At 51.2% G+C, this 12,621-nt stretch carries 13 protein-coding genes; 4 read left to right on the top strand and 9 right to left on the bottom strand.

Annotation, left to right across the window (positions count from 1 at the left end; translation table 11 throughout):
* Positions 1–3 precede the first annotated feature (3 nt).
* Positions 4–1,884, top strand: coding sequence for a response regulator (locus F8A88_RS15775; RefSeq protein WP_161598404.1), 1,881 nt, complete (start codon positions 4–6; stop codon positions 1,882–1,884).
* A 148-nt stretch (positions 1,885–2,032) separates the two neighbouring features.
* Here the strand turns inward: F8A88_RS15775 and F8A88_RS11625 are convergent, their stop codons facing one another.
* From F8A88_RS11625 to F8A88_RS11635, 3 genes are all read right to left on the bottom strand, one after another.
* Positions 2,033–2,443, bottom strand: coding sequence for a hypothetical protein (locus tag F8A88_RS11625; protein ID WP_151151333.1), 411 nt, complete (start codon positions 2,441–2,443; stop codon positions 2,033–2,035).
* 102 nt (positions 2,444–2,545) lie between these two features.
* The gene (gene trhA, locus F8A88_RS11630; protein ID WP_151151498.1) at positions 2,546–3,190 is read right to left on the bottom strand and encodes a PAQR family membrane homeostasis protein TrhA; all 645 of its coding nucleotides are present in this window, start codon (positions 3,188–3,190) and stop codon (positions 2,546–2,548) included.
* 82 nt (positions 3,191–3,272) lie between these two features.
* Positions 3,273–3,698: a Gfo/Idh/MocA family oxidoreductase gene (locus F8A88_RS11635; RefSeq protein ID WP_161598405.1), complete on the bottom strand. Its 426-nt coding sequence runs from the start codon at positions 3,696–3,698 to the stop codon at positions 3,273–3,275.
* Positions 3,699–3,899: 201 nt separating this feature from the next.
* On the opposite strand from F8A88_RS11635, the gene F8A88_RS15780 reads away from it, so the two are divergent.
* Positions 3,900–4,055 carry a hypothetical protein gene (locus F8A88_RS15780; protein ID WP_161598406.1) on the top strand — a complete coding sequence of 52 codons (156 nt, stop codon included), beginning with the start codon at positions 3,900–3,902 and terminating at the stop codon, positions 4,053–4,055.
* Positions 4,056–4,067: 12 nt separating this feature from the next.
* Here the strand turns inward: F8A88_RS15780 and F8A88_RS11640 are convergent, their stop codons facing one another.
* The 5 genes from F8A88_RS11640 to F8A88_RS15785 form a co-directional block, all read right to left on the bottom strand.
* Complete coding sequence (locus tag F8A88_RS11640) at positions 4,068–4,838, bottom strand: flagellar motor protein MotB (RefSeq protein WP_151151335.1); 771 nt, start codon at positions 4,836–4,838, stop codon at positions 4,068–4,070.
* 17 nt (positions 4,839–4,855) lie between these two features.
* Positions 4,856–5,620, bottom strand: coding sequence for an OmpA/MotB family protein (locus tag F8A88_RS11645; RefSeq protein ID WP_151151336.1), 765 nt, complete (start codon positions 5,618–5,620; stop codon positions 4,856–4,858).
* Positions 5,621–5,631: 11 nt separating this feature from the next.
* A complete protein-coding gene (locus F8A88_RS11650; RefSeq protein ID WP_151151337.1) occupies positions 5,632–6,384 on the bottom strand; it encodes a motility protein A in 753 nt (250 codons plus the stop codon).
* 7 nt (positions 6,385–6,391) lie between these two features.
* Positions 6,392–7,507 carry a DUF342 domain-containing protein gene (locus F8A88_RS11655; RefSeq protein WP_151151338.1) on the bottom strand — a complete coding sequence of 372 codons (1,116 nt, stop codon included), beginning with the start codon at positions 7,505–7,507 and terminating at the stop codon, positions 6,392–6,394.
* A 169-nt stretch (positions 7,508–7,676) separates the two neighbouring features.
* Positions 7,677–7,910 carry a hypothetical protein gene (locus F8A88_RS15785; RefSeq protein ID WP_161598407.1) on the bottom strand — a complete coding sequence of 78 codons (234 nt, stop codon included), beginning with the start codon at positions 7,908–7,910 and terminating at the stop codon, positions 7,677–7,679.
* Positions 7,911–8,036: 126 nt separating this feature from the next.
* On the opposite strand from F8A88_RS15785, the gene F8A88_RS11660 reads away from it, so the two are divergent.
* Together F8A88_RS11660 and F8A88_RS11665 are read left to right on the top strand one after the other, a co-directional pair.
* Positions 8,037–8,543 (top strand): hypothetical protein, encoded by a 507-nt coding sequence (locus F8A88_RS11660; protein WP_151151339.1) that lies wholly within the window; start codon positions 8,037–8,039, stop codon positions 8,541–8,543.
* A 32-nt stretch (positions 8,544–8,575) separates the two neighbouring features.
* Positions 8,576–8,860 (top strand): hypothetical protein, encoded by a 285-nt coding sequence (locus tag F8A88_RS11665; RefSeq protein ID WP_151151340.1) that lies wholly within the window; start codon positions 8,576–8,578, stop codon positions 8,858–8,860.
* An 81-nt stretch (positions 8,861–8,941) separates the two neighbouring features.
* On the opposite strand, the gene F8A88_RS11670 is transcribed toward F8A88_RS11665, so the two are convergent.
* Positions 8,942–12,535, bottom strand: a complete 3,594-nt coding sequence (locus F8A88_RS11670) for a PEP/pyruvate-binding domain-containing protein (RefSeq protein WP_151151341.1) — start codon at positions 12,533–12,535, stop codon at positions 8,942–8,944.
* Between the last annotated feature and the right edge of the window lie 86 nt (positions 12,536–12,621).

Below are 12,621 nucleotides of genomic sequence, written 5' to 3' on the forward strand. Positions count from 1 at the left end.
CTCATGAAAAAATTTGGCGACCATATTCGTACCAAACGAACCCTGCTCCAGGAAAAAGACAAATCTTATTCGCAGCGGCAAGTCAGCCTCGCAATAGGAATAGAGCCCTCATATCTCAGCAAAATAGAACGAGGGCTCCCCGTGACGCTTTCCGAAGAAAAGATCATTGCGCTTGCTCGAACCTTGCACGAAGATCCGGACTATCTTCTCGCTTTATGCGGTAAAATTTCCCAAGACCTGCAACATATAATAATAAAACGACCGTTACTTTTTTCCAAACTCATTCGTGCACTCAAAGATATGCCGGATGAGGCGATTGCCGACGATAAAGCCTTCAGGCGGATATTCGGGAACCTGCAAAAACTCCATGACATGGCCCCGGTAGGAGCTTTTTTCTTTGCTCAACAAGAAGAGGACTCCTATTGGACCAACCAGGTGCCGGCCATTCTTCACCTTCCGGCAAAAACCCCTCCCTCGCTACAAACGTTATGTAGCGCGCTATCCTCAGACAGCGAGAAAAAGTTGCAGGCACAGCTTGCACAAAAAAACGATAAATTTGATTGCGATCTTGTACTTGCTCCCCGAAAAGGGAAACGGCCTCAGATCATTCATGTCTGGATGTGCGGGGAAGCATGTGAAGAGAAAGCCGACACCGTGCGAATGGGGATTATGCAGGACGTGACGGAAAATCGCCTGATGCGCGAAGATATTGAATCTGCGAAGAAGTCCCTTGAGCTGACCGTGGAGGAACAGCATGGCGAATTGACAACGGCCATTGGCAAACTCAAGGATGAAGTTGAATTCAGAAAAAAGCTAGAAGAATCTTTGAGAGAAACAACCGCAACCATAAAAAAAGAAAAAATGATCCAGCAGGCTTTTTTCACGGACACAGCGCACGAACTCAGAGCGCTGGCTACAGCAATGACCTCTCAGCCCCAGAAAAACCCGAAAACCATAAACTCGCTTTTGCATGGGATTTCATCGAAGATAAACAACATGAACGACTTCCTGCTGCTGGGTAATGGCCTTGAAAAAGAAAATTCTCTCTTGGACCTTCAGGCCGTGATATCCGGGGTGGCAGGATCTTTTGAAGCAACCGTCGAAAAATCGGGGCTTTCATTTACAAAACAATTTGCTCCTGATTTCCCCAAACTCGTCAGATCCGACAAAAAACGAATTATCCAGATTTGTTCGGCCATGCTTGAACTTCTGCACAAAAACACGGACTGGGGCTCAATCCACCTTTGCGGCGAACAACATACTGAAAAAGCGAACTGGATTATCCTTAACTTTTCATCCGATTCCTTCAGTCGTGACGTCGACCAATCCCTGTTTTACCCCGGACTGAAAACCGATGATATGTATGAAACAAACCCCGTTCGGCTTGTAGGCCCACTTACAGAACTGCTGGGAGGAGAGCTCGAAATACTGCCGTCCGGCGGGCGAAGAATGAATTTTTCCTTGAGCCTTCCAATGGAAATCGATGCAGAAAAAACCATTTCGGCTGTTTCCGAAAACAAGGTCGGCCCGATCCTTGTGGTGGAAGATGATGATTACAGCAGACTTTTCATCACAAGGGCGTTGCAGAAAAAAGGATACGACGTACATGAGGCAGATAGCGGTAACGTTGCGCTAAAAAAACTCTCTGAAACCAAATATTCGATTTTGCTTCTGGACATCCAGCTTCCGGATATCAGTGGACTCGATATTTTCAACGAGATGAGAAAAGCCCCCTCTTCCCTGAATCGTCAGACGCCCACAATCGCCGTGACTGCCCACGTAACACCGGATCACAGGCAACGTTTCCTTGAGGCCGGAATAAGTTCCATCATCGCAAAACCGTTTGAGATAGACGAATTGCTTTCAGAGATGAAACTCTGCTGAGAAAGCCCATCCGTTGGGCAAAGAGATAAGTTCACCGTGATAAACCAATTCGCTCAAGACATCCAATCGCGGCATAGCCTGATGAAAAAGCCCCGACCAAAGGCCGGGGCTTTTTCATCAGGATCGCCTCAAAAAATATACGAATATATCACCCCTTGCCGTTACTGGCCTTGCCCCAGGCTTCCAGAATACGCTGCTTGGTATATGCTACCAACCCCGCCTCGTCGGTGGAAACATCAAAACATCGGGCGTCTTCTCCTGCCAACCCCTCTGGCACCCAATCACCCAACTCATCGGGATCCTCGACCTGATCATCATAAAAGCAGACCGAAAGCCAACGGTCAGCAGGATCATCATCCACAATATCAACCATGACAAAAAGATCGCGCTGATGACCGGGACATGCACCACGCAGGGAGTAGCTTACTCCTGGGCGGGATTTGAAGGAAAGCTCTGCTCCCTCACACGACTCAAGCGCCGACCTGAACTGTTGGAAAACAGGTTTTACCGCATTGGGGTCTTGCGTCCAGCCTTCAAGCAACTCATTCAGTTCATTCATTGCAACTCCACTCCATTCCAATTGAACATGACATCCGATCCGCCTTATAGATCAGGACTGAACGTACTGGCGACAGCAAAAAATGACAAGCCCTGCCGACAATCAAATGTACCGGTACATGACCATGAAATGACAAAAACTCCCGGCCATGACGAAAACGTGGAAAATTTCATGAAAACCAAAAAAACCGGGCCATGGGTCGGGACGTTTGAGCGCATAGATCACGGCACCGACGCTGTATAACAAACCTCCGGACGTCAGCCACAGCAATGCGCCCGTCGAAAGGTTGAGCACCAGCGGATACACGCCCACCAGAACCATCCAGCCCATGCCAAGAAACAACCCCGTGGAAAGCCAGCGGGGTGCATTGATCCAAAATATCTTGAGCACAATGCCTGCAGCGGCAAGTCCCCAGACAACCCCGAACAGGGACCACCCCCATCCGCCACGCAACGGAATCAGACAAATGGGCGTATATGTTGCCGCAATGTAGAAAAAAATCATGGAGTGATCGACACGGCGTAAAACCCGGGTTCCTTTCTCCGACAACGGCAACCAATGATACAATGTACTCGCGGTATACAAAAGAATCATTGCTCCGCCAAAAACAGAGAAAGAAACGACGTGCCATGGAAGCACGGGTGAAACCGAACGAAGGATCAACAAAATGGTGCCAAAAACGGCAAGAAGGGCTCCTATGCAATGGGTCAACCCACTCATAGGATCTCGAAGGCAATAAAAGGACATGGCACTCCTTGAGGTTAATGCCTCATGATATGCCATTCCTCATAATCAAACAAGCGCTTCAATCAAACAAACGCCGCCCTGCTTACTTGATAATTCCGGCCCTGGCCTGCTCCAGCAGAGTGTCCGCAATGGCCTGATATCTCGTACCATGCACGGCCGGTAGATATTCATCGGAAATAAGCGCCCAAATAAGGCGGGTAATGTTCAAAGGGGCCACATTCGTGTAGTCATTTTTCATATTAGTCAGTCTGGCGCGCAATTCTTCGCCAAAAGCCGCATTCCCGGTCAGGTCGAAAATAACGTCAACCCCCACGTTCAATTCAATCAGCTCGTCGAGCGTGGCGATACGAATTCCCTTTTCCCGAGCCAGTTGCTTTCCTTCGGTTTCCTGTTTCTCAACAACGCAGACCAGCTTCAGGCAATACCCATCTTTTGCTGCCAAGATTTCCCGCAAAAATGCAGTTCCAATTCGCCCCAGCCCCACTATAGCTATGTTATGATCGTCCATCTGCCCTCTCTTCATTAAAAAACATGCCACACATACACAATCTAATATACGTGGTAAATGATTGATTTGATTCTTTTGTTAACACAGAGCATTGACACACGGCCAGCGTTCTGTAGAAAACAGCTGAAAAGGAGGTGCGCCATCAACCTGCAAGACAGCATCACCCGCGCTGCCAAAATGGCACGGGAACAGGCAAAGGACATGGTAGTGGGAAAAAACGAGGCAGACGAATGGGTTATACTTCCCATGGACGACAGTGCCTCGGACCTGCTGGAATCAAGTGTGATCGTCAACGAGAAAGGCTTGAAATACCCGGAAGACCATGAGCTTGTGGCCAGACTCATAGCCTCGCAATAACGCGAAAAACAGCTACCAGGCCCGGTTGTCCGATGGCACAAAGAAAAACTCTACCCGCCTGTTCTTCCTGATATTTTCCTCGGAATTACTCGGATACAAAGGCTTGGCGTTGGCATAACCGACAGCCTTGAGCCTGTTTGCGGGAATATCCGAATGATTGATCAGCCATCGCAGGCAGGCCGCGGCCCTGGCCGCAGAAAGCTCCCACTCGGAATCATAAACGCTCTGGCTGAGATCCTCAGAATCCGTATGCCCACGAATGATGAGATTCATTGTCGAATGGTGCATGCTGTCCACAACGCCCCGCAAAACGGGCTCGGCCTCCTTTCTTATGGTCGCATCCCCTGAATGAAACAAGGCATTGCCGTCGACACGGTACATAACTCCGGACTTTTCCCTGCTGACGCGTGCAATACTCTTGAGATCCCGAGACCGTATGAAATCCTTGAGACGTTCCCCCACCTCAACCATTTCCTTGTTGTTGGCCTGCCGGTCCTCAAATTTGAGCCGCGTTTCCGCATATGCCGCGGAAATCGCCGAATGGTCTTCCTTTTGCACCCCCAAAGCCTCGGAAACCGATCCCATTAATATTTTGAAATTGTTGACATCCTGAGTAGTAAACGACAACAGCAAAACAAAAAAACACAACAAAAGCGTGACCATGTCGGCAAACGTTGCCATCCACGGAGGTATCCCTTCATCGTCACCGGGCGCATCCTGCCCTTTTTTACGGAGTGGCGGCAGTTGTTGCGGCTGCTTTTGGTCGCGTTTTTCAGGGGCCATATATAATAACTCCCCCGCTACCAGGCATCACGTTGCGGCATATGCAGGTAAAACTCCACCCGCTGATTCCTGAAACGATTTTCCGGTGTGTCATTGGGCGCGATAGGCCTCGTGTCTGCGTATCCCACGGCCTTGGCCCTACTGATGGGGAACCCGCCCTTTTTCAAAATGTAATTCAACGCGACTGCGGCGCGGGCGGCGGAAAGCTCCCAGTTGGAAGGATAAGCCTTGGTATGTACGGGGGTATCATCACTGTGCCCACGTACCACTAAATTCAACTTATAATCTTTGAGCACCTTGACGATCTTGTCCAAAACACTCGAAGCCTCCGGCTTGAGCCGGGCTGAGTTGGGTTCGAAAAGCAACCCTACGCGTGTATTGAAAACCACGCCATCACGATCGGAGGTCACGCCCGTACCTTCGCGAATATCGACGTCCTCATTCTCAAAGAGAGACTTGATACGCATGATAACACCCAAAAAAACACGTTCATTATGCGATATTTTGGCAACCGCTTTTTTGGCGTCACTACTGGTGTTGACCAAGGCCATGTCTTCGGACTTGGCGCGAATCTCATGCACTCCGAAAGCCCCCTGAATGGAACCGAGAGCATCCCGGAACTTCTCTACATTCTGGTTGGCGAAAGAAAGAAGCAACACAAAAAAACACAGCAGAAGCGTCACCATGTCAGCAAACGTTGCCATCCATGGCGGCAAGCCCTCTTCCGGAGGCGGCGGTGCCGGCTCCTTTTTTTCTATGATTTCTTCGATATCCTTGGCCATACAGGCTCCAATCAGGAATTCTCGCGCAATGCCGGGGCAAGAAAGGCCTCAAGTTTATCCTTTACCACGGAGGGGTGTTCGCCACGCTGCACAGAAGCCACTCCCTCTATCATGATCTGCATGAACAGGGCATCTTCCTCGGAACGCTCCTCCAGTTTCTTGGCTATGGGAATGAAAACAACGTTGGCCATGACCGCACCATAAAAGGTCGTCAGCAATGCAACCGCCATGGCCGGTCCGATGGATGCAGGGTCCTCAAGGTTTTGCAGCATATTCACAAGGCCGATAAGGGTACCGATCATGCCCATGGCCGGAGCCAGCATGCCCATGCCCTTGAAAACGCCCTGCCCTTGTCGGTGACGCTGTTTCATAAAATCAAGTTCGATCTCCATAATGGAGCGAACCAACGCTTCGCTTGAGCCATCAGCCACCAGCAAAACACCCTTCTTCAGATATTCGTCCTCGATGGGGACCTTTTCCAGGGCGACAAGACTTTCCTTTCTGGCCTTTTCGGCAAGCCCGGTTATGGTTCTGACAATATCTGCAGGGTCCTGCGACTTAAAGAAAATGGACTTCATGGCAACCTTGATGGTGCCTATGATCGTCTTAAGAGGAAACATGACAAACGTGGCCGCAAACGTTCCACCCAAAACGACCACCACGGAAGGAATGTCAACAAACCCCCCGGCGTTTCCACCCATCAAGATGGTGGTAATGATAAGTCCAAACCCACCAACCAGTCCGATTACCGTTGCTATATCCATATAAATATCACTTCATGGCCTGCGATGACGCAACCCTGACTTCGCGGTCCTCGTAATAGAAAACCACATCTTCGTAATAATCATCCACCTTGAAATAGGCGTTGCCAATGCTGATTTCCACCCCCGGCTTCACAACCCCGGGAACAAGAATCTTGCAATTCTCCAGATTCTCGGTTCGCGAAATGGCCTCCCACAGCTTTGCCTTGCGCTTGCGCAGGTCCTGAAGCTTTTCGCGCGCCTCCATCAGGACGGGTTCATGCTCCTTGGCATGAAACCCTCCCTTGGCCACCTGTGCCTCGGCATGATGCATGCGGTCCCAGACCTTGGCTATCTCCTCATCCAAAAGCATGCTTCGGAAAAGAAACCGCGGCTTGTACCCGAGGGTCACGTTGAGGTCTGCCCCCATGCCGCCCCCCAACTGTTCCCCGACATACACATAATCATGGGCGCACACGTCGCACCCCACTATCCTGCCGCCGACGGCGAGCTTCTTTCCGGCAAAAACACGGCTATGCATCAACGAATTCTTGACCAATATGTTTCCGCCCGCATTCAGAGTGGCGTATTCACAAAAAGCAAGTTGCATGTCCTTGCCTGATTCAAGAAGAGCCTTTCCCTCGCCCTTGACCCCGGAACGACATAAAAGTTTGTCGCGGGCAGACACGTGCGCTCCCTGAACATGGCCAGCAATGTCTATAGTACGAGCCGAGATGGAAAAGCCAGTGCCTACGGTTCCAAATACGTTAAGATCACTAACGAAATCTATATTTCCCGTGTTGAAATCAACATCTCCGCGCACATTCAGGGTCTTTCGAACGCAGATCAACCCGTCTTCGTACAGCACAAAACCATCCCGCGCCGCATACAAACGATTCGGCTCACTCTCGCGAAACCCGGTCCCTCTTCCGGCCGGAAATTGTGGTTTCTCCAAAACAAAGCGAGAATCCATACTCTCCCTGAGGGAGTCATCCAATGGAACAATCTCGGCGAGCAACTGTCCGGACGTCACGTTTTGCACGTAATCCAACTCGTAATGGTCAACGCTGCCGTTATCCAGATGGCGCGGAGCCAAATGAGTGTGATCGAAATCCGGATCAAAATGATGTTTGAGGCAATATGTCATGAATAGCGCCCCCGTGGCGAAATTTGCCCAAAAAAAATACTTCTTTGCAAAACGCGAGAAGCATCAAAAAATAAACTATTGCAATCAACTAAAACAGTCAATCCGGGTATAATAAAAAAGGGCCGGATAAAAATCCGGCCCCACTGTTCAATTGAAGACAAACTGGCTGTTAGGAATCGTCCCTCGGATAATACAAAGGGCATGAACTCCCCACCTCAAACCGCACCAAGGGAGGTTCGGAAAGCCACGCCTTTTCGGATGAAAACAGGGAATCCCGAACAAAAAAACTATCAATTGCAACCACTCCCACAACAGCTACAATAGCCATAAGCACAATCATTCGCATTCCGTCAGTTACTCCTTGCGGCAATATTTTCCATTCCGCCAGTGAAGCAACTTTCATTCCACTCTTCCCTCCCCCAGAAGCCCAAAAACATTTGCAAGCACACCTGTTTTGGCCCATAATTATCAAAAATCACGAGGCAGTTCAGAATCAATCAAAACATCAAAGAAAATAAATGGTTAAAAAATGTCTAGACTTTATCTAGTATCGATTGCGCTCATGTTCATAGTGTATTCGACCTCGGCTTCTGCAGAGAATCTGGCAATCTCTCAGGCTGGCACTGTGTATACGCAATCCCTGAAAAACAGTGTGGAGCTGGCCAACAAGGCATTGCCGCTTATTGCCGCCATCAATAGCGTGGACAATCAGGCGGCCAAATTGGGAACAACAGCCCAAAACTACCTTTCTCCACAGGAATTCAAAATTTATCGAAAAAAACAGGCCGAACTCCACCAGTTGTTTGCCATGCAGAACACAGAAACCTCACTGACCAAGGATCTGCAGACGTTGAACAAATTGTACGAAGCCACACTGCTCTATCATCGCACGCGTGCCGAGTATGTGCGACGCAGAGGTACAGGCAATGGCTATGACAAATGGCTTTCTTCACAAAAGACTGATGAGGAAATGAAAAACGCCCTTGAACTGTTGGCCAAAATACGTCAACAAATAGAAAGGACGCCCATTCAATAACCCTGAGCGTGCATCAAGGAAAGGAGGCCGTCATGCCGGGCCTGAGCATTTCAAACGAATCGATCCAATCCATGGCTCGTGATACCCAGTATTCCGCCATTGAAAACGCGGTCAGTCCTACACAACTTGACACCGGGCGGCTACACAAGCCAGAAAATTCAAGTGCTCAAAACACGCATGCATCACGCCCGGATTCCGGAACCCACGCAGTTTCATCCGACATCAACCCGGTTCAGCAAAATGACGACGCTATGCTCTCACGGGCTGCTTCGGCCATAGAGCAGGGGCTTGGAACCATCGCTGACCGCGTCGTCTGACACGGTATAATTGGTACTGAATGAAAAAGCGGCCCCGTCATTTTGACGGGGCCGCTTTTTCATGTGTGTCTCAATAGAATTCTACCACTTCTTTTCACGCTGTTTTTCCAAGGCAATGGTTTGCTCCTCAAACGAGGCGAAACCGGCATGGTGCAAGGCGTCCTCGACGGTATGACTCCAATCCCAGCAGGCATAAATGACCGGCTTGTGGAACATGCTGCGGAACTGCTCAAGTTCACCACGGTAGAAATCTTCCTTGGGAGTCTCAATATGGTCACGCAACTGTTCGCTGAAGCGATCCAGTTCGCCCTCATACCACTCCATGAAGTCGTCGGCAGACTTGTATCGCTTAAGGATGTGGCCATATCCCTTTTCTTCCAGCATTTTCTTGAGGCGATCCATGTGCTGCTTCTGCAACCATTCGCCCAATTTGCTGGTGGGAATATTCTCACTTTCCACGGCGGCCATGTCCACCTTGGTCTGATGATACGTATCCGGGACCACCGAGGCAGAAACAATGCCTGCAATGGCCACCAGTCCGCGCAAAATCACGCTGTTGGATACGCCCTGACCGCAGAAGCCGACCTTTTTGCCGTAACGCTGTCCGGCAAAAATGGCGGACAGAATGGCCCAGACAACCGCCGGGTCCTCTTCGTCGTAGATGTGCTGCAGGCTGGGGTTGTCGCGGTCCGTAGCCAAAACCATCTGGGTCATGTCGTTCGAACCGATGGAGAACCCGTCCACCTCCTTGAGGAACTCCTTGCACAGAATGGCATTGCTCGGAATTTCTGCCATGAGGATTATCTTCAGGCCGTCCTTTCCGGATTCCAGGTTGTGCACCTGCCGCAGGTAACGCTTCATGCTGCGGGCTTCTTCCATGCTCCTGACGAACGGGAACATGATGCACAGATTCTTGCCGCCATAGATGCCACGCGCCAGCTTGAAGGCCTCCAGCTCCCAATCGTGAATATTGCGGGAAACACCGCGGTATCCCATCATGGGGTTGTCTTCATAGGCCTCGAAGAGGATGCCGCCAAGCAGGTTGCGGTATTCATTGGATTTGAAGTCTGTGGTGCGGTAGATGATTTCGCTTCCGTAGAAAGCCATGGCAAAGAGCGCCAGCCCCTGGGAAAGCGTCTGAATGTAATTTTCTTTACCGGTGCGGTAGCCACGGGATTCCAGCAGGGTCTTGATACGCTTGGGCAGCGTGCGGACTTCATCCATTTCGGACTTGAGCCCCATTTTGTGGGCAACTTCCTCACGCAATTCGCGAACCTTGTTGAAGTAACCGATGACCTGCGGATTGTCCTTGAGCTCGCGCACGATGCGGACCACGTCGTCCTTGTGGTCGCGCCAGACCTTCCACTCCTCGGAGCGGGAGGAAGGCTCGCCTTCCAGCAGGTCGTGATATCCATAGATAACGGCCACATGATCTTCCAGATTCACGGAAGTCTTGAGAACGTCGAGCCGTTCGGTGGCCATTGTGATCTTTTCGTCGAGCTTCTTGTCCAGCTCACGAATGCGGCGCTGGATGGCCAGCACTTCATCCGTTCCGCGGGCTGCATCCTGATCGGCCAATGCGTCCATTCGGCGAGTCAAACCGGTGACCTGCCCCACATACTCACGAAGCTTGAGCGGCAGGGAAACAAGGCCCGAAGCCAACTGGTCCTTCATGACCTTGGTCAGACGCGTTTCCATCTCAAGCAACTTTTCATTGACGATACCGTCGAGGGTATCCTTGTCGTATGCTTCAAGCGCCATGGGGTGAACGCCGATATTGCCAAGCATGAACTCCGCACGCAACAGGCCCACTTCAAAATCCGGCACGTTGCGCAAACGGGAAAGGAACAGGGACTGCCCCACGTCGGCAAGGATAAGCCCGACCTTGGTCTTGGTGTCCGGCAAGGTGCTCACGTCAATCTCACCGCCAACTTCCACCAGAGGCAGCTTGCCGCGGTAAACCTTGCCGCGCGAACCATCGACCGTGACTTCCTGATTGTCGAGGGCACGCAACACTTCGGGCCGCTGAATGCCGATGACTGCGGGGATACCGAGTTCGCGAGAGGTGATGGCTGCATGGCTGGTGTCGCCGCCCACGTCCGCCATGATTGCGGAGGCGATGCGCATGCCCGGAACCATGTCCGGGTCGGTGCGTTCGGCAGCGAGAATGTCACCCTTGTTGACCTTGTTCAATTCAAGAGCGGAACGCAGGAACTTGACAGTACCTTGCCCGGCCCCGCGGGATGCGCCATTGCCTTCAAGGATGACTTCTGCCTTGTCGGCGGCTCCTTTCTCCACTTCAAGACGGCGCATGAATATGGTGTGGGGATGCTGTTCGAATTCCTCATTCCAGCGGGTCTCGGGACGGGCCTGCACAAACCAGAGTCGGGAGGACTTGTCGATGCAGAACTCCGTATCCATGATCATGCCGCCATACGCCTTGGAAATGGCCCGCACGCCTTTGGCGACCTCTTCGGCCTGGGCGATGGACAATGCCCAACGATATATCTCGTTTTCGACCACAGGCACACTGTGCGTTCCGGAACCGTCTTCCTTGTAGACGATCTTCTTATCCTTGCACCCCATATAGCGAATGACCACCTCTTTGGAGGCTTCGCGTTGGAAAACGTAATATTTGTCCGGAGTGACCATGCCGCCGACAACTGCCTCACCAAGGCCATAACTGGCGTCAATGGAAACCAGATCATTGCGATCCGTGCCCCGGCAGCCGGTTGCAGTGTCTGCACTGAACGCCGTACCGGAAATCACGGGATTGATCATACGCATGATACAGACCGAAAGGGATGTGTGCTCAATGGCCCACTCCTTTTTGGCCTGTTCGGCAATGGTGTCGTCCCCGGTCTGCTCCGCCTGCATGATTGCATCAAGAATGGCTTCACGACGATAAGTCATGGAACGCAGGTTGTAGGCCGAGGCACAATCCCAATGATATGCTTCCAGGCAGGTATCTTCGCCGACAATATTCAGATATGTGTCCTGCAGTCCGGCAAAAGCCTTCTTTCGACTGTCCTCACCGGCAGCGGAGGAGCGCACGGCCACCGGTTCGTCATCAAGTCCGGCTTCCTTGCAAATATCCCTGTAGGCACTTTTGACGGCCTTGCTCACGGATTCGGGAACTTCAATGGACAGAATCGCGGTCTGCACAAGAACAGAGCGTTTGCGCAGCTGGTCGATTCCTTCAGGCGAGGTGGCAAATCCTTCGACAACATTATTGATGAAGGTGCGCAACTTGATGGGGGTTCCGCTCTTTTCCTGCGATTCCGCTCTTGCCTTGCGGCCAAGGGTGCGAACGAACTTCTGCAGAAATTCAGGATCACTGTTGATCTCTTCGGAATTCCAATCAATCGTATTATATTCCTTATCCACGATGGAACGGATCAGCGAAGCATGGACCTTTGTTTCATCAAGCAGGATATGAAAAGCAATGGAAGAAATGGCGCGAAACTCCGGAGCACGGATGTTTCCAACCTGGCTGATAATGGCGGTGTTGTAGTTCTTCCCCCCTACCAGGAGCTCTGCCTCTTCGCCGATCGTGACGATATCCGCGCCGTTGAGGACCAATTTCTTTTGTAGACTCTCAGCACTCGCCCCTGCGCCTGTCTTCTTTTTGGGTGCAGCCTTTTTCTTCGGCGTGGGCTTCTGGGTCTTGGCCATGCTTTCCTCCTGGTCAGGTGAGTCTGCAACGCTTTCCGCACTTCGGAGCACGCATCGCATTAAGCACTTATTTTTACTGACAAATT

The organism is Pseudodesulfovibrio senegalensis, from assembly GCF_008830225.1.
Taxonomy (GTDB): domain Bacteria; phylum Desulfobacterota; class Desulfovibrionia; order Desulfovibrionales; family Desulfovibrionaceae; genus Pseudodesulfovibrio; species Pseudodesulfovibrio senegalensis.